This window comes from Streptomyces sp. NRRL F-5650 (assembly GCF_000721365.1).
In the GTDB taxonomy this organism is placed as follows: domain Bacteria; phylum Actinomycetota; class Actinomycetes; order Streptomycetales; family Streptomycetaceae; genus Streptomyces; species Streptomyces ardesiacus.
Window position 1 is genome coordinate 151,249 of record NZ_JOGV01000003.1, and the last position, 15,677, is coordinate 166,925.

Consider the following 15,677-nt stretch of genomic DNA (forward strand, 5'->3'; position numbering starts at 1 on the left):
GGTAGCAGTGGTGCGGAATCCGACTCAGGTGGGTTCCGGGCGGCGCCGCCGCTCGGGCGCGACAGGACAGGTGTCAGCGGCGGCGCCGCCCGGAGGTCATCGGGTGGGTACGACGGTCAGACCTGGGCGCCGGACAGGCGCTCCACGGCCCGCAGCAGGGCCGAGTGGTCCAGGCCGCCGTCGCCCTGGGCGCGCAGCGACGCGACGAGCTGGGCCACCACGGCGCCCACCGGCAGTGCGGCACCCACGTTGCGGGCGGCGTCGGTGACGATGCCCATGTCCTTGTGGTGCAGGTCGATGCGGAAGCCCGGCTTGAAGTCGCGGGCGAGGAAGTTGTCCTTCTTCCGCGTCAGCACGGTCGAGCCGGCCAGGCCGCCGTTGAGGACGTCCAGGGCGGCCTTCAGGTCCACGCCGGACTTCTCCAGGAAGACCACGGCCTCGGCGCACGCCTGGATGTTCACCGCGACGATGAGCTGGTTGGCGGCCTTCACGGTCTGGCCCGAGCCGTGCGGACCGCACAGCACGATGGTCTTGCCGAGCGCCTCCAGCAGCGGCTTGGCCTCGTCGAAGTCGGCCTGCTCACCGCCGACCATGATGGACAGCACGGCCTCGATGGCGCCGGCCTCGCCGCCGGAGACGGGGGCGTCCAGGACGCGGACGCCCTTGTCCTTGGCGGCCGCGGCCAGGTCGACCGAGGTCTGCGGCGTGATGGAGGACATGTCGACCAGCAGCGCGCCGGACTTCGCGTTCTCCAGGATGCCGTCGGGGCCGTAGGCGATGGCCTCGACCTGCGGCGACGCGGGCACCATGGTGACGATCACGTCGGCGTCACGGACGGCCTCGGCGATCGAGCCGGCCGCGGTGCCGCCGGCGGCGGCCAGCCGGTCCAGCTTCTCCTGCTCCAGCGTGAAGCCGGTGACCTGGTAACCCGCCTTGATCAGGTTCTCGGACATGGGCGAACCCATGATGCCGAGTCCGATCCAGGCGACCTTGGGGAGCGTGCTCATGATGGGTACCTCTCTGGCGATCTGTGAGAAAAGTTCCGCGGTGGCGCTCAGCGGGCCGCGCGGGCCCCGGCCGGCAGCCAGGAGAAGGACTGCGCGCTGGGGGCGTCGCCGGGCTTGTACTCCAGGCCGACCCAGCCGTCGTACCCGGCCTTCGCCAGCCGGTCGAGCAGGTCCTCCAGCGGGAGGGAGCCCGTGCCGGGGGCGCCGCGGCCGGGGTTGTCGGCGATCTGCACGTGGCCGGTCTTCGCGGCGTACGCGTCGATCACCTGCGGCAGGTCCTCGCCGTTCATGGACAGGTGGTAGAGGTCCATGAGGAACTTGGCGTTGCCGAGGCCGGTGGCCGCGTTGACCTTGTCCACGACCTCGATCGCGGCCGGTGCCGACACCAGCGGGTACAGCGGCGACTCGGGCTTGTTGAGCGCCTCGATCAGCAGGACCGCGCCGATCCGGTCGGCCGCGCGGGCCGCCGGCACCAGGTTCTCCAGCGCGAGCCGGTCCTGCTCGGCCGGGTCCACGCCCTCGACGCGGTTGCCGTACAGGGCGTTGAGCGCCCTGCAGCCCAGCGACTCGGCGAAGTCGGCGGCCACGTCGATGTTGGCGCGGAAGCGGTCCGACTCCTCGCCGGGGAGCGACAGCGCGCCCCGGTCGGGTCCGGGCAGTCGTCCGGCGTAGAAGTTCAGCCCGGTGAGCCGGACGCCCGCGTCCTCGATCGCCGACTTGAGGGCGTCGAGCTCGGACTGCTCGGGGGTGGGCGAGTCGATCCAGGGCCACCACAGCTCGACCGCGGTGAAGCCGGCCGCGGCGGCGGCCGCGGGGCGCTCCAGGAGCGGGAGTTCCGTGAAGAGGATCGACAGGTTGACGTTGAAGCGCTGGTCTGCGAATCCCATCGGGTGCCGCGCTCCCTTCCGTGTCGAGGGTGTTTCCGTATTACGGAAGTTTGTTTCTGCTTATTGGAAGATTGCCCGGGGGTGGTCGGCCTTGTCAAGAGGGGGCGGCGCGACGCGTCCGCCGCGCGTTAGGTTGACCGGGTGCGATTGAGAGTGGAGTTCACGACCGAACCCTTCGACCTGGACGAGGCGCCCGCCCACGCGGTGGTGGCCCGGGAGGTCGTCGAGGCCGCCGAACTGGACGCCGTCGACGTCGGCCCGTTCGGCAACACCGCCGAGGGTGGCGCCGACCGGGTGCTGACCGCCGTGGAGGCGCTGCTGCGCCGTTCCCTGGAGGCGGGCGCCACCCGGATCTCGCTCCAGGTCAACGTGGTCGGGGACGGCGCCGAGGGCGAGGGCGAGCGGTGACCGGCCCGGCCGAGGAGCCGTTCGTCGCCGCGGTCAAACCCCTCGTCGACGCCATGGGCGGCGAGTTGCTGCCGCCGGACGAGGCCGGCCGGGAGGACGTCGTGCTCTCCTGGGAGGGCGCCGACGTCGTCGCCGTGCGCCTGCCCCAGCTCGCCGACTCCCTGGACCACATCCTGGCCGCCATGGAGCGCCGCGAGGGCAGGCCGCTGGCCGAGCTGGACCGCAGGGCCAAGCAGGAGGTCGTCCGGGCCCTGGAGGCGCGCGGCGCCTTCGCCGTCCGGCACGGCGTGGAGACCGTCGCGAGCGCCCTCGGCGTCAGCCGCTTCACCGTGTACAACTACCTCAACCGCGAGAAGAGCACCTGACCAGCACCGTTCCCGCACACCTCCAGCCGCCGTCCGGTCACCGGGCGGCGGCTTTTCTGACCCCGAATTTTCAACAAAGTGTTGACGGCTTGTTTCCGAGGGCGTTAGCTATCGGCACGCCCGCTCAGCACAAGGCCACGGAGGCTCCCGTGACGTCCACTTCCGCGACGGGCCTGGCCCGCTTCAACACCCTCGAGGAGTCCTCGGCACGCGCCGAACTCCTGGAGGCGTGCGCCGCCACGGCGTGGGCCCGGCAACTGCTCGCCGCCCGCCCCTTCGCCACCCCCGAGGACCTGTACGCCGCCAGCGACGCCGCCATGGCCGAACTGACCGCAGAGGACCTCGCGGAGGCGATGGCCGGGCACCCGCCGATCGGCCGCCCCAAGCCGGGTGACCCCACCTCGTCCCGCGAGCAGGCGGGCATGGCCGGCGCCACCGAGGAACTCAAGGCGGAGATGCTCGAACTGAACCTGGCCTACCAGGAGAAGTTCGGCCACGTCTTCCTCATCTGCGCCACCGGCCGGACCGGCGAGCAGATGCGCGACGCGGTCAAGGAGCGGATCGGCAACTCGCCCGAGCAGGAGCGGGAGATCGTCCGCGCCGAACTGGGCAGGATCAACCGCATCCGGCTGACCCGACTCGTCGAACAGGACGCCTGACCATGAGCACCAGCACCACCGCCTCCGTGTCCACGCACATCCTGGACACCAGCGTCGGCCGCCCCGCCGAGGGCGTCGCCGTCCGGCTCGCCGCCCGCTCGGGGGCGGACGCGGACTGGCGGGAACTCGGCGGCTCCGCGACCGACGCCGACGGCCGGTGCAAGGACCTCCCGGCCCTGCCGGAGGGCACCACCCACGTACGGCTCGCGTTCGACACCGAGACGTACTTCGCCAAGAAACAAGCCGCGGCCCAGCAGGACGCCCCCGCGCTCCGGGACAGCGAGAACGCCCGGCCCGTGTTCTTCCCCGAGGTCACCATCGCCTTCGCGGTGGTGCCCGGCGAGCACTACCACGTTCCGCTGCTGCTCAACCCGTTCGGCTACTCCGTTTACCGAGGGAGCTGACCGACACATGACCCGTTTCGTCCTGGGACAGAACCAGTACGGCAAGGCAGAGAACCGCGTCGTCAAGATCACGCGTGACGGCGACACGCACCACATCAAGGACCTGAACGTCTCCGTCGCCCTGTCCGGCGACATGGAGGAGGTCCACCGCAGCGGTTCCAACGCCAACGTCCTGCCGACCGACACCACCAAGAACACGGTGTTCGCCTTCGCCAAGGAGCACGGCATCGAGAGCGCCGAGGACCTCGGCGTCAAGCTCGCCCGCCACTTCGTCGACAACAACGAGCCGATCCACCGGGCCCGCATCCGCATCGAGGAGTACGGCTGGGAGCGGATCGAGACCTCGAAGGGCGGCGCCCGCTTCGTCGGCGCGGAGGAGATCGCGCACTCCTTCGTCCGCACCGGCCAGGAGACCCGCGTCGCGCAGATCACCTACGACGGCCACGGCATCCAGGTGCTCTCCGGGTTCAAGGACCTGACCGTCCTGAACTCCACCAACTCCGAGTTCTTCGGCTTCCTCAAGGACAAGTACACCACCCTCCAGGAGGACCACGACCGCATCCTGGCCACCACCGTCTCCACCTGGTGGCGGCACAACTGGGACGGCATCGACTCGCACGCCCCCGACTGGGACCGTTCCTACAACGGGGTGCGCAAGCACGCGCTCCAGGCGTTCGCCGAGACCTACTCGTACTCGCTCCAGCAGACCCTGTTCGAGATGGGTGTGCGGGTGCTCAACTCCCGCGACGAGGTCGACGAGATCCGCTTCTCGATGCCCAACAAGCACCACTTCCGCTCGGACCTGTCGCCCTTCGGGATCGACAACGAGGCCAAGGACGGCGCCGTGTACTACGCCGCCGACCGCCCCTACGGCCTGATCGAGGCCACCATCCTGCGCGACGGCGCCGAGCAACTCATCCCGGTCGACATGACCAACCTCTGACGCGGTACGCGCGCCGCCGGCCCCGCTCCCGGGGCCGGCGGCGCGGCACACCGGAGGATTCACCATGGCACAGCCTGCGAAAGGGCCCGTCACGGGCCGGGGTTCCGCCCCGGCCGCCGGCCCCGGTACCACCCCGCCGGTGCACACCGAGGACGCCGTCACGTCCGTGCACCCGGTGGACGAGAAGCTCCACCCCTCGCGGCTCGTTCCCGCCGCGCTCCAGCACATCGCCGCCATGTACGCGGGCGTCGTCACTCCTCCGCTCATCATCGGCCAGGCCTGCGGCCTGGACATCGAGGGCCGCACCCGGCTGATCGCCGCCTCGCTGCTGATCGCGGGCGTCGCCACCCTGCTCCAGACGCTCGGCGTCAAGGGCTTCGCCGGCAACCGCCTGCCGTTCGTCAACGCCGCCTCCTCGGCCGGCATCGCGCCCATCCTCGCCATCGTCGAGACCAACGCGAAGGGCAGCCAACTCCCCGCCGTCTACGGCGCGGTGATGGTCGCCGGTGTCTTCTGCCTCGCCGTCGGCCCGTTCTTCGGCAGACTGCTGCGCTTCTTCCCGCCGCTGGTCACGGGTGTCGTCATCACCCTCATCGGCGTCACGCTGATGCCCGTCCCGGTCGGCTGGGCCCAGGGCGGCGACAAGGCCGCCGCGGACTTCGGCTCGATGCGCAACCTCGCGCTCGCCGCCTCCACCCTCGCCGTCATCCTCGTCATCCAGCGCTTCGGCAAGGGCTTCGTCAAGCAAGTGGCGCTGCTCCTCGGCCTGTTGGTCGGCACTCTGGTCGCCATCCCCTTCGGCATGGCCGACTTCGGCGCCCTGCACTCCGCGCCGGTCGCCGCCCTGCCCACCCCCTTCGCCTTCGGCGCCCCCGAGTTCCAGCCCGCGGCCATCCTGTCGCTGTGCATCGTCATGCTGGTCCTGATGACGGAGTCGTCCGCCGGCATGCTCGCCCTCGGCGAGATCTGCGACCGCCGTGCCGACGCCAAGGTCATCACCCGCGGCCTGCGCACCGACGGCCTCGCCACCCTGATCGGCCCCGTCTTCGGCGGCTTCCCCACCTCCGCCTTCGCGCAGAACGTCGGTGTCGTCTCCCTCACCCGGGTGCGCAGCCGCTACGTCGTCGCCGTCGCCGGCGCCGCCCTGCTCGTCCTCGGCGCCTTCCCGGTCCTCGGCGCGGTCGTCTCGCTGGTGCCGATGCCGGTCCTCGGCGGCGCGGGCATCGTGCTGTTCGGCTCGATCGCGGTCAGCGGCATCCGTACCCTCGCCGAGGCCGGTCTCGACGACAGCTCCAACATCATCCTGGTCGCTGTGGCGCTGGGCGCGGGCATCATCCCGCTGGCCGCGCCGACCTTCTACGCCGGGTTCCCCGCCTGGGCCCAGACCGTCCTGGGCTCCGGCATCAGCGCCGGGGCGATCGTCGCCGTCGCCCTCAACCTGTTCTTCCACCACCTCGGCACCCGGAGCAGCCACGCGGCGGCCCCGGCACTCAAATCCTCCTAGGGTCCTGCCGTGCCCTCCCCGTGGACACCCGACCCTCCGCCCACGGGCCGCGCAGAAAGAGAAGGAAGCAGCATGGCAGCATCAGCGGCAGCCGGCCGTGTCGCCGCCCCAACGGCGCCCGAGCGCACCGTCGTCGAGAACTGCGCCGTCGCGACCGTCGACGCGCACGACACCGAGTACGCCTCGGGCCATGTCGTCCTCGCCGGCAACCGGATCGAGTCGGTCGGCGCGGGGCGGGCACCCGAGGGCCTGGAGAACGTCGTACGCCGGATCGACGCGACCGGACACCTGGTCACCCCCGGTCTGGTCAACACCCACCACCACTTCTACCAGTGGCTCACGCGGGGCCTGGCCACCGACCACAACCTCTTCGACTGGCTGGTCGCCCTGTACCCGACCTGGGCGCGCATCGACGAGCAGATGGCCCGCACGGCGGCCCAGGGCTCGCTGGCGACGATGGCCCGCGGCGGCGTCACCACCGCCGCGGACCACCACTACATCCACCCGCGCGGTGCCGGCGACCTGTCCGGCGCGATCGTCCGCGCCGCCCGCGACATGGGCGTCCGCTTCACCCTCGCCCGCGGCTCCATGGACCGCGGCGAGTCCGACGGCGGCCTGCCGCCCGACTTCGCGGTGGAGGGACTGGACGAGGCGCTCGCCGCCACCGAGGCCACCGTCCGGGAGCACCACGACCCCTCCTTCGACGCGATGACCCAGGTCGCCGTCGCCCCCTGCTCGCCCTTCTCCGTCTCCACCGAACTGATGCGCCAGGGCGCCGACTTGGCCCGTCGGCTCGGCGTACGGCTGCACACCCACGGCTCGGAGACGGTGGAGGAGGAGAAGTTCTGCCACGAGCTGTTCGGCATGGGCCCCACCGACTACTTCGAGTCGACCGGCTGGCTCGGCGAGGACGTGTGGATGGCGCACTGCGTCCACATGAACGACTCCGACATCGCCGCCTTCGCCCGCACCGGCACCGGCGTCGCCCACTGCCCCTCCTCCAACGCCCGCCTGGCCGCGGGCATCGCCAGGGTCCCCGACCTGCTCGCCGCCGGCGTCCCGGTCGGCCTCGGCGTCGACGGCACCGCCTCCAACGAGTCCGGCGAACTGCACACCGAACTGCGCAACGCCCTGCTGATCAACCGCCTCGGCGGCCACCGCGAGGCCGCCCTCGACGCCCGCAGGGCGCTGCGGCTGGGCACCCACGGCGGCGCCCGGGTCCTCGGCCGGGCCGCCGAGACCGGCTCCCTGGAGGCGGGCAAGCTCGCCGACCTGGTGCTGTGGCGGATGGACACCCTCGCCCACTCCTCCATGTCCGACCCGGTGACCGCGCTGGTCTTCGGCGCCGCCGCCCCGGTCACGGCGTCGTTCGTGAACGGCCGTCAGATCGTCGAGGACGGCAGGCTGCTCACCGTCGACGAGGACGCCCTCGCCCGCTCCACCCGGGACGAGGCACGACGCCTGGCACAGCTCGCCGCGCAGGGCTGACACCCCGCGCGGCGCCCGCACAACAGAACACCCGCACAACAGAACACCACTTGATCTCCGGCCGGGAGGGACGGCTCCCGGCCGGCGACCGTGGACCCGAGCGGGGTCCACGGTGACCGACTCCGGGGCGTGCGCCCCAGCGCGCGCCCCGGATAGGTCTCCCGTTTCCCCGAACGGCCCGTCCGGGTCCCGCACGACCACCACCCGCACCACCTCCCTGACACCCACGTCAGAGCCGACGTGCAACCGACCGGAGGAACGCCGCCGTGGCCGACCACCCTGTTGACGAGAAACTCCCGCCGCTGAAGATGGCGACGACCGGCCTGCAACACGTGGCCGCCATGTACGCCGGGGTCGTGGCCCCGCCCCTGGTCGTCGGTGCGGCCATCGGCCTGAGCGCCACCGAGCTGACCTTCCTCACCGGCGCCTGCCTGTTCACCGCGGGCCTCGCCACCTTCCTGCAGACGCTGGGCATCTGGAAGATCGGTGCCCGGCTGCCCTTCGTCAACGGCGTCACCTTCGCCGGTGTCGCCCCCATGACCGCGGTCGTCGCCTCCACCGACGACAAGGCGGACGCACTGCCGATCATCTTCGGCGCGGTCATCGTCGCCGGAATCCTCGGCTTCCTCGCCGCGCCCTTCTTCAGCAAGGCGATCCGCTTCTTCCCGCCGGTCGTCACCGGCACCGTCATCACGCTGATAGGCGTGTCCCTGCTGCCGGTCGCCTTCGGCTGGGCGCAGGGACCGAGCCCCACGGCGGACGACTTCGGCTCGGCGACCAACCTCGGCCTGGCCGGGATCACCCTCGTCATCGTGCTGGTGCTGCGCCGCTTCACCCGCGGCTTCGTCAAGCAGATCGCCGTCCTGCTCGGCCTGGTCGCGGGCACGATCGTCGCCATCCCGTTCGGCGTCACGGACTTCGGCCCGGTCGCGGACGCGGACGTGGTCGGCTTCCCCACCCCCTTCCACTTCGGCGCCCCGCAGTTCCAGATCGCCGCGATCCTGTCCATGTGCGTGGTGATGGTGGTCTCGATGACCGAGTCCACGGCCGACATGCTCGCGCTCGGCGAGATCGTGGAGCGTCCGGCCGACGAGAAGACCATCGCGGCCGGCCTGCGCGCCGACACCCTGGGCTCGGCCCTCAGCCCGGTCTTCAACGGCTTCATGTGCAGCGCCTTCGCCCAGAACATCGGCCTGGTCGCGATGACGAGGATCCGCAGCCGCTTCGTCGTCGCCACCGGCGGCGGCTTCCTGGTCCTGATGGGCCTGTGTCCGATGGCCGCCTCGCTCATCGCCGTCGTCCCCCGCCCGGTCCTGGGCGGCGCCGGCGTGGTCCTCTTCGGCTCGGTCGCCGCCAGCGGCATCCAGACCCTGGTCCGGGCGAGCCTGGACAAGGACAACAACGTCCTGATCGTGGCCGTGTCCCTGGCCGTCGGCATCATCCCGATCGCGGCGCCGGAGTTCTACCACTCGTTCCCGGAGAACGCGCGGATCATCCTCGACTCGGGCATCTCCACCGGATGTGTGGCCGCGGTCCTGCTCAACCTGGTCTTCAACCACATCGGCGGCCGGCAACGCGACGCGGAGGACGTCACCCACCCGATGGAGGCGGGCGACGAGATCTCCGAGTCGTCCCGGGCGGCGGCGACGCCGTAACGCCGGGGACCGTGACCATGGCGGCGGGGCCGGGCCTACAGACCGAACAGGCCCGGCTCCGTCGCCAGTTCCTTGAAGTGCCGGCGCGGATCGGGCACCAGTCTGCGCCCGGTCAGGTCCATCAGTCCGCCGACGGCCTCGACCTCGGCGGCGACGGTGCCGTCGGCCTTGGTGACGACCTGCCGGACCCGGAAGGTCTTGCCCTCGCCCCACTCGAAGGCGCAGGACACCGAGACCTCGTCCCCGGCGAGCAGCTCGCGCCGGAACCGGACGGTGGTCTCCAGCACCACCGGCCCGACCCCGCCCGCGACCAGCCGGGCCTGGCTGATCCCGGCGGCCTGGAGCAGCGACCAGCGGGCGTGCTCCGCGTAGTTGAGGTACACCGACTGGTTCAGGTGGCCCTGGGTGTCGGTCTCGTACCCGCGGACGGTCACCGGTACGGAAAACGGCTCGCTCACCGCTGCTGCCTCTCTTCCCACGTGGACGGACGGACCGATCCTGGCATGCGGGCGTCACACCTTCCGCGGGGAGGCCAGCAGATACCGGGTCCGGGTGCGCGGCTCGGTGTGCTCGCCGACCTGCCAGCCCGCCCGCTCCAGCGTGGCCGCGCAGCCCCGGAGCGCGGTGCCGTCGGGTTCGTACACCGCGACCGCCTCGGGCTGCGGTGTCGCGCGCACCCGATAACCGGGCGAGCCGTCCGCGCCCGTCGCCGGAGTGTGCCCGGCCGCCTCCAGGGCGAGCGCCGCGGCCCGCACGAGATGTGAGCGCTCCCAGGCGCAGGGCCGGTCCGTGCTGCCGTCCGGATGCGTCATCCGGCGCAGCTCCAGCAGCCCCTGCCAGGCGCTCCGCACCTCGCGCAGCCGCGCCGGACCGCTCGGCGGCGCCGGGTCCTCGCCGCCGACCCGTGCGGCGAACACGCCGTCGGCCGCCGGTGCGGCCGGTTCGGCGACCCGGGGCGCCTCGTCCGCCCCGGAAGCCCCCTCCCGTATCCGGTGCCCGGCCGGGGTCAGGAAGTGGTCGTGCGGCGGGCGCGGATGCCGGAAGGCGAGCCCGCGCTTCACCAGCGCCGTGAGCTGCGCCTCCGCGCCCCTCAGACGCCCGGTGACGGGATCGGCGGCGTCGATGATCCGCCGCTGCGCGGCGGTGGGCGACAGTGCCACGGCGTCCCTCCTTCCCCGTCGGTCGCGCCTTCCATCGGTCACGCCTTCGAAGACTACGACGGGGGTCTGACATTCCAGGCGGCGATCACCGGCCGCCCGTGCTCGGTGCCCAGCCGGCACAGCGTGCCCGTGCCGAGCTGGAACAGCGCCCCGTGCGATGCCGGGAGGCCCAGGTGCCGGGCGGTCAGCACACGCAGGAAGTGCCCGTGCGCCACCAGCACCACGCACCCCTCGGTGTCGGCGAACGCGGCCTCCACCGTGGCCAGCACCCGGTCGGCCCGCTCACCCACCTGCTCGGGCGTCTCCCCGGGGTGGTCCGGCGGCCCGGGCGCGACCCCGTCCGTGAACAGGAACCAGTCCGGACGGGTCCGGTGGATCTCGACGGTCGTGATCCCCTCGTAGCCGCCGTAGTCCCACTCGTGCAGGTCCGGCTCGATGCGCACCTCGTGCAGCCCGATCAGCTCGGCCGTCTCCCGGGCCCGCTGGAAGGGGCTAACGAAGGCGGCCCCGATGCGGTGGGACCGGATCAGGGGCACCAGGCTCCGCGCCTGCTCCCGCCCCTTCTCGGTCAGCGGAACGTCCGTCAGCCCGGTGTGCCGCCCGGATCGCGACCACTCGGTCTCACCGTGCCGAACCAGAAAAAGATCACCCATGCCTCCAGGCTACGGCGGGCCGTTCGCCCCGGCCCTCTGTCAGCGGCGCCTGCTCTGTCAGCGGCGTCTGCTTCAGTGAACCCCGTGAGCGACGACTACCACGGCGGTCGTGACCGCTCTCCTTCCGGAGGCGGAGAGGAGGAGGCCGTCTGGCATCGGCTGCCCGGGGTGCGGGGCGGAACTGAGCCGGCGGTGGTGGGGACGGGAGGTGACGCTCCGGGAGGAGGAGGGCTCACCACGCTGGGCACCGCGCCGCCCTACTGCGGGGCCGAGACCTCCCTCAACGACCTGGTGTACGACTGGCCGTGCGGCTTCGCCCGGTTCGAGATCGACGTGCTGTACCCGGAGCGGGGGTGGCTGGACGGAAGGGAACTCGCCCGGGTCGCCGAGGCGCTCGGCCACCCGGTCCGGCAGATCCTGGCCCGCTTCTGAAGGGCTCGGGGGCGGCGGCCTACTGGCGGTACCCGCTCAGGAACCGCCCGATGCGGCCGATCGCCGCCTCCAGGTCCTCCGCGTGGGGCAGTGTCAGGATGCGGAAGTGGTCGGGGGAGGGCCAGTTGAAGCCCGTTCCCTGCACCACCTGGATCTTCTCCCTGAGCAGCAGGTCCAGGACGAAGCGCTCGTCGTCGTGGATCTTGTGGACGGCCGGGTCGATGCGCGGGAAGGCGTACAGGGCGCCCTTGGGGCGGACGCAGGAGATGCCGGGGATCTCGTTGAGCTTCTCCCAGGCCACGTCCCGCTGTTCGCGCAGCCGCCCGCCGGGAGCGGTCAGCTCGCGGATGGACTGGCGGCCGCCGAGCGCGGCCTGGATGGCGTACTGGGCGGGCGCGTTGGCGCACAGGCGCATGGAGGCCAGCATGGTCAGGCCCTCCAGGTAGTCCTTGGCGTGCTGCCTGGGCCCGGTCACCACCAGCCAGCCGGAGCGGAAGCCCGCCACCCGGTAGGTCTTGGACAGGCCGCAGAAGGTCAGCACCACCAGGTCCGGGGCGAGGGCCGCGGCCGAGTGGTGCACCGCGTCGTCGTACAGGATCTGGTCGTAGATCTCGTCGGCGAGGACCATCAGGCCGTGCCGGCGGGCGAGGTCGAGGATGCCCTCGACGATCTCCTTGGGGTATACGGCGCCGGTGGGGTTGTTGGGGTTGATGATCACGACCGCCTTGGTGCGGTCGGTGATCTTCGACTCCATGTCGGCCAGGTCCGGGTACCATTCCGCCTGCTCGTCGCAGAGGTAGTGCACCGCCTTGCCGCCGGCGAGGGTGGTCACCGCCGTCCAGAGGGGGAAGTCGGGGGCGGGGATCAGCACCTCGTCGCCGTCCTCCAGCAGGGCCTGGACGGCCATGGAGATCAGCTCCGAGACGCCGTTGCCCAGGTAGACGTCGTCCACGTCGACCTCCAGGCCGAGCGCCTGGTAGCGCTGGGCGACGGCCCGGCGGGCGGAGAGGATGCCGCGCGAGTCCGTGTAGCCGTGCGCCTGCGGCAGCATCCGGATCATGTCCTGGACGATCTCCTCGGGTGCCTCGAAGCCGAAGAGGGCCGGGTTGCCGGTGTTGAGGCGCAGGACGCTGTGGCCCGCCTCCTCCAGCGCGTTGGCGTGCTCGATGACCGGGCCGCGGATCTCGTAACAGACCTCGCTGAGCTTGTTCGACTGCCGGAACTCCATGCGCGGCTTCCCCTCCGGAATCTGATGTTGCTTGGTTTTACCAAGTAGCAGCTTGGAAAGTCCAACAACCTGTCTACACTGCGTCGCATGTCACCTCGTCCTCGCCGTAGCTACGACCAGTACTGTTCCGCCGCCCGCGCGCTCGACGCCGTCGGCGACCGATGGACCCTGCTGATCGTCCGGGAGCTGCTCGCCGGTCCGCGGCGCTACACCGACCTGCACGCCGACCTGCCCGGCGTCAGCACGGACGTCCTCGCCTCGCGGCTGAGGGACATGGAGCGCGACGGGCTGACGACCCGGCGGCGGCTGCCCCCGCCGGGCGCGGCGTACGTCTACGAACTCACCGCGCGGGGGCGCGGCCTGCTGCCCGTCCTGGAGGCGCTCGGAGCGTGGGGCGCGGGCGAGCTGGGGGAGCGGCGGCCCACGGACGCCGTGCGGGCGCACTGGTTCGCGCTGCCGCTGCTGCGGGCCCTGCGGGAGGCCGGGGTGACCGGGGGACTCGTCGAAGTCCGGCTGGCGGAGGGGGACTTCCACCTGTACGCCGATGCCGTTGCCGAGGGGGAGGCCCGTCCGGTGTACGGCGACGGGCCCGCGCCCGGGGAGCCCGACGCCCGGCTCGTGCTGGACGCCGACACCTGCGCCGCCCTCGGCCGGGGCGGGACGGGACTGCGGGACGCGGTGCGCGACGGCCGTGTCGTCGTCACCGGCGACGGCGCCGCGGCCAAGGCGCTCAGGGAGGGCTGAAACGGCGGGAGGCCCGCCGAAGCGGGCCTCCCGGTGAGACGGTTCCGACGACGCGTCAGACGCCGGGCGGCACCCGGGACGGCCGTCCCGAACCACGGGTCAGCGCGTATCCGCCGATGCCCGCGAGCGCGGCCAGCACGGCCCCGATCCCGCTCCACACCCAGCGGTCGGACCACCAGCCCGACGACCAGCCGTCCTCCGGCTCGATGGCGGACAGGACGGCGCTCTTGCCGTCCTCGTCGCCCTTGCCGCCGCCGGAGGTCACCGCGATGCCCGGCACCAGCGGCTCGGCCAGCGAACCGTCCACCGCCGCGGCACCGCCGATGTCCTTGGACTCCACCCGGACCTCGGTGGAGACCGGCATGCCGAGGTCGGAGGCCGGCACGTTCACCGCCGTCAGCCGGAGGTAGTACGTGCCCGGCAGCGGGTCGTTGGACCACGGCTCGGACCAGGCGCGCACGGTGCGCAGGACGCAGGCCAGCTCCAGGGAGGAGGTGCCCGCGTCCGCGGTGCGGGTCTGGGCGCCCCACTGGCAGGCCTGGCGGCGGCGCAGACCGTCGTACACGTCGACCCGCCAGGTCTGGGCGGCGTGCGTCTCGGGCAGCTTCACCGTGGCCTTCACGGTGGGACGCTGCTCCGCGTCGGCGGGGAACGACCAGTACAGGTAGTCGCCCGCGGCGCCGTTCGCCGTGGCCGTCTGCCCCTGCTCGAACTCGGCGGCCGTGCGGAAGGACGTGCCCGCCGTGGTCGGCGCGTCACCGTCCCCGGACGGGCTCGCGGAGGGCGAGGCGTCGGCCGCCGCGGGAGCCGCGGCGAGGCCGAGCAGCACGACGGCCGCGCTCAACGCTCGGGTGAAACGCATCAGTTGGTCCTCCAGATCGCGAACCGCCAGCGCGAGAGCCAGCCCCACAGCAGACCGGCGACGAAGCCGACCAGCACCAGCAGGCCGAGCAGCCACCAGCCGCGCCCGAGGCCGAAGGCGGCCACGTCGGCGGAGTCGTTCGGACCGTCCACGACGTCGACGGTCAGCTCCAGCGGCAGACCGGGCGTGGTCTTCACCCCGGAGGCGACGGAGAAGGAGTTGGTGACCTGGAGGCACACGGTCTCGGCCGGGGCGTCCTCCTCGTCGCTCTCCGCCTTCGGGTAGCGCAGGCCCGTCGAGAGCACGTCGGTACGGCCGTTGCCCGCCGCCTCGCCGCGCACGATCTCCCGGCCGTGGACCGTCACCGCGCGCAGCAGCACCCCGTAGGACGGGTTCACGGCCCGGTCGGCGCCCACGCTCACGGAGGCGCGCAGCTCCTGGCCCGGTTCCACGTCCACCCGGTACCAGCGCTGCTGCCCGAACTCCTCGCGGTCGGTGTACAGCCCGGACTTCAGCGTCGGTGCCTTCGCGCACGCGTCGGCGCCCTCGGTGGCGACCGGCGTCACCACGGGGTCGGCCGCCCGGTCCACCAACTGGTTGACTTTGTCGGTCAGTTCGTCCGCGTGCTCGACCGAGGTGTAGGTGCCGCCGGTCGCCTCGGCGATGCAACTGAGCTGCCGGCGCAGCTTGGTGTTGGGGACCAGGCCCAGCGTGTCGATCGTGATCCCGATGCCCTTGGCGGCGATCTCGCGGGCCACCTCGCACGGGTCGAGCGGGGCGCAGGTGTCCTCGCCGTCGCTGATCAGCACGATCCGCTTGGTGCCGTCGCCGCCGTCGAGGTCGTCGGCCGCCTTCAGCAGCGCGGGGCCGATCGGCGTCCACCCGGTGGGCGAGAGGGTGGCCACCGCGGTCTTCGCCTCGGTGCGGTCCAGCGGGCCCACCGGATAGAGCTGCGCGGTGTCCTTGCAGCCGGTCTTGCGGTCGTCGCCCGGGTAGTCGGCGCCCAGCGTGCGGATGCCGAGCTGCACCTCTTCCGGTGTCGCGTCGAGCACCTCGTTGAACGCCTGCTTCGCCGCGGCCATGCGCGTGCCGCCGTCGATGTCCCGGGTCCGCATCGAACCGCTGACGTCGAGCACGAGGTCGACCTTCGGCGCGTCCTCACCCGTGGGTTCACCGGCGACCGCCCCGGCCGGGAACGCCATCCCGGCCGCCAGCGCGGCGAGCAGGGCACAGGCACCCGCCGCCAGCCGTGTTCTTGTGATCATCGGCGGATCCTAT

The 15,677-nt window shown here is 72.1% G+C and carries 18 protein-coding genes; 10 read left to right on the forward strand and 8 right to left on the reverse strand.

What is annotated here, in order from left to right:
• Positions 1 to 116: 116 nt before the first annotated feature.
• Both IG88_RS0105160 and IG88_RS0105165 read right to left on the reverse strand, forming a co-directional pair.
• The gene (locus IG88_RS0105160) at positions 117 to 1,007 is read right to left on the reverse strand and encodes a 2-hydroxy-3-oxopropionate reductase (protein ID WP_031035467.1); all 891 of its coding nucleotides are present in this window, start codon (positions 1,005 to 1,007) and stop codon (positions 117 to 119) included.
• 47 nt (positions 1,008 to 1,054) lie between these two features.
• A complete protein-coding gene (locus IG88_RS0105165; protein WP_031035469.1) occupies positions 1,055 to 1,894 on the reverse strand; it encodes a TIM barrel protein in 840 nt (279 codons plus the stop codon).
• 141 nt (positions 1,895 to 2,035) lie between these two features.
• Here IG88_RS0105165 and IG88_RS0105170 point away from each other — a divergent pair, with 141 nt between their 5' ends.
• The 8 genes from IG88_RS0105170 to IG88_RS0105205 all read left to right on the forward strand — a co-directional run bounded on the left by IG88_RS0105170 (position 2,036) and on the right by IG88_RS0105205 (position 9,320).
• A complete protein-coding gene (locus IG88_RS0105170) occupies positions 2,036 to 2,302 on the forward strand; it encodes a hypothetical protein (protein WP_037835350.1) in 267 nt (88 codons plus the stop codon).
• Complete coding sequence (locus tag IG88_RS0105175; protein WP_031035472.1) at positions 2,299 to 2,667, forward strand: helix-turn-helix domain-containing protein; 369 nt, start codon at positions 2,299 to 2,301, stop codon at positions 2,665 to 2,667. Before IG88_RS0105170 ends, IG88_RS0105175 begins: the two co-directional genes overlap by 4 nt.
• Before the next feature lie 149 nt (positions 2,668 to 2,816).
• Positions 2,817 to 3,326, forward strand: coding sequence for a 2-oxo-4-hydroxy-4-carboxy-5-ureidoimidazoline decarboxylase (gene uraD / locus IG88_RS0105180; RefSeq protein WP_031035474.1), 510 nt, complete (start codon positions 2,817 to 2,819; stop codon positions 3,324 to 3,326).
• A 2-nt stretch (positions 3,327 to 3,328) separates the two neighbouring features.
• Positions 3,329 to 3,730 (forward strand): hydroxyisourate hydrolase, encoded by a 402-nt coding sequence (gene uraH / locus IG88_RS0105185; protein ID WP_031035475.1) that lies wholly within the window; start codon positions 3,329 to 3,331, stop codon positions 3,728 to 3,730.
• Positions 3,731 to 3,737: 7 nt separating this feature from the next.
• Entirely contained in the window at positions 3,738 to 4,673 is a 936-nt protein-coding gene (gene pucL, locus IG88_RS0105190; RefSeq protein ID WP_031035476.1) for a factor-independent urate hydroxylase, read from the forward strand.
• A 64-nt stretch (positions 4,674 to 4,737) separates the two neighbouring features.
• Positions 4,738 to 6,177: a nucleobase:cation symporter-2 family protein gene (locus IG88_RS0105195; RefSeq protein WP_031035477.1), complete on the forward strand. Its 1,440-nt coding sequence runs from the start codon at positions 4,738 to 4,740 to the stop codon at positions 6,175 to 6,177.
• Between the two features lie 72 nt (positions 6,178 to 6,249).
• Positions 6,250 to 7,665, forward strand: coding sequence for an 8-oxoguanine deaminase (locus IG88_RS0105200; protein WP_031035478.1), 1,416 nt, complete (start codon positions 6,250 to 6,252; stop codon positions 7,663 to 7,665).
• Positions 7,666 to 7,931: 266 nt separating this feature from the next.
• Positions 7,932 to 9,320 carry a nucleobase:cation symporter-2 family protein gene (locus IG88_RS0105205; RefSeq protein WP_031035480.1) on the forward strand — a complete coding sequence of 463 codons (1,389 nt, stop codon included), beginning with the start codon at positions 7,932 to 7,934 and terminating at the stop codon, positions 9,318 to 9,320.
• Positions 9,321 to 9,355: 35 nt separating this feature from the next.
• On the opposite strand, the gene IG88_RS0105210 is transcribed toward IG88_RS0105205, so the two are convergent.
• From IG88_RS0105210 to IG88_RS0105220, 3 genes are read right to left on the reverse strand one after another with little or no spacing between them, the layout of a single operon-like run.
• Positions 9,356 to 9,778, reverse strand: coding sequence for an acyl-CoA thioesterase (locus IG88_RS0105210; RefSeq protein WP_031035482.1), 423 nt, complete (start codon positions 9,776 to 9,778; stop codon positions 9,356 to 9,358).
• A gap of 54 nt (positions 9,779 to 9,832) precedes the next feature.
• Positions 9,833 to 10,480 carry a hypothetical protein gene (locus IG88_RS0105215; RefSeq protein WP_031035484.1) on the reverse strand — a complete coding sequence of 216 codons (648 nt, stop codon included), beginning with the start codon at positions 10,478 to 10,480 and terminating at the stop codon, positions 9,833 to 9,835.
• Positions 10,481 to 10,533: 53 nt separating this feature from the next.
• The gene (locus IG88_RS0105220) at positions 10,534 to 11,133 is read right to left on the reverse strand and encodes a histidine phosphatase family protein (protein ID WP_031035487.1); all 600 of its coding nucleotides are present in this window, start codon (positions 11,131 to 11,133) and stop codon (positions 10,534 to 10,536) included.
• Between the two features lie 84 nt (positions 11,134 to 11,217).
• Here IG88_RS0105220 and IG88_RS38355 point away from each other — a divergent pair, with 84 nt between their 5' ends.
• Positions 11,218 to 11,565, forward strand: coding sequence for a hypothetical protein (locus IG88_RS38355; protein ID WP_158853775.1), 348 nt, complete (start codon positions 11,218 to 11,220; stop codon positions 11,563 to 11,565).
• Between the two features lie 19 nt (positions 11,566 to 11,584).
• Here the strand turns inward: IG88_RS38355 and IG88_RS0105230 are convergent, their stop codons facing one another.
• Entirely contained in the window at positions 11,585 to 12,793 is a 1,209-nt protein-coding gene (locus IG88_RS0105230) for a pyridoxal phosphate-dependent aminotransferase (RefSeq protein WP_031035492.1), read from the reverse strand.
• An 87-nt stretch (positions 12,794 to 12,880) separates the two neighbouring features.
• On the opposite strand from IG88_RS0105230, the gene IG88_RS0105235 reads away from it, so the two are divergent.
• The gene (locus IG88_RS0105235) at positions 12,881 to 13,537 is read left to right on the forward strand and encodes a winged helix-turn-helix transcriptional regulator (RefSeq protein ID WP_031035495.1); all 657 of its coding nucleotides are present in this window, start codon (positions 12,881 to 12,883) and stop codon (positions 13,535 to 13,537) included.
• A 55-nt stretch (positions 13,538 to 13,592) separates the two neighbouring features.
• On the opposite strand, the gene IG88_RS0105240 is transcribed toward IG88_RS0105235, so the two are convergent.
• Both IG88_RS0105240 and IG88_RS0105245 read right to left on the reverse strand, forming a co-directional pair.
• Positions 13,593 to 14,399: a hypothetical protein gene (locus IG88_RS0105240; protein WP_031035497.1), complete on the reverse strand. Its 807-nt coding sequence runs from the start codon at positions 14,397 to 14,399 to the stop codon at positions 13,593 to 13,595.
• The gene (locus tag IG88_RS0105245; RefSeq protein WP_031035499.1) at positions 14,399 to 15,664 is read right to left on the reverse strand and encodes a VWA domain-containing protein; all 1,266 of its coding nucleotides are present in this window, start codon (positions 15,662 to 15,664) and stop codon (positions 14,399 to 14,401) included. Before IG88_RS0105245 ends, IG88_RS0105240 begins: the two co-directional genes overlap by 1 nt.
• Positions 15,665 to 15,677: the final 13 nt, after the last annotated feature.

Excerpts from the sequence above, each read along its gene's own strand:
- IG88_RS0105165 (WP_031035469.1), bottom strand. The coding sequence starts at position 1,894 with ATGGGATTCGCAGACCAGCGCTTCAACGTCAACCTGTCGATCCTCTTC.
- IG88_RS0105220 (WP_031035487.1), bottom strand. The coding sequence starts at position 11,133 with ATGGGTGATCTTTTTCTGGTTCGGCACGGTGAGACCGAGTGGTCGCGA.
- pucL (WP_031035476.1), top strand. The coding sequence starts at position 3,738 with ATGACCCGTTTCGTCCTGGGACAGAACCAGTACGGCAAGGCAGAGAAC.
- IG88_RS0105200 (WP_031035478.1), top strand. The coding sequence starts at position 6,250 with ATGGCAGCATCAGCGGCAGCCGGCCGTGTCGCCGCCCCAACGGCGCCC.
- IG88_RS0105240 (WP_031035497.1), bottom strand. The coding sequence starts at position 14,399 with ATGCGTTTCACCCGAGCGTTGAGCGCGGCCGTCGTGCTGCTCGGCCTC.
- IG88_RS0105235 (WP_031035495.1), top strand. The coding sequence starts at position 12,881 with ATGTCACCTCGTCCTCGCCGTAGCTACGACCAGTACTGTTCCGCCGCC.
- uraH (WP_031035475.1), top strand. The coding sequence starts at position 3,329 with ATGAGCACCAGCACCACCGCCTCCGTGTCCACGCACATCCTGGACACC.
- IG88_RS0105195 (WP_031035477.1), top strand. The coding sequence starts at position 4,738 with ATGGCACAGCCTGCGAAAGGGCCCGTCACGGGCCGGGGTTCCGCCCCG.
- IG88_RS0105160 (WP_031035467.1), bottom strand. The coding sequence starts at position 1,007 with ATGAGCACGCTCCCCAAGGTCGCCTGGATCGGACTCGGCATCATGGGT.
- IG88_RS0105230 (WP_031035492.1), bottom strand. The coding sequence starts at position 12,793 with ATGGAGTTCCGGCAGTCGAACAAGCTCAGCGAGGTCTGTTACGAGATC.
- IG88_RS0105245 (WP_031035499.1), bottom strand. The coding sequence starts at position 15,664 with ATGATCACAAGAACACGGCTGGCGGCGGGTGCCTGTGCCCTGCTCGCC.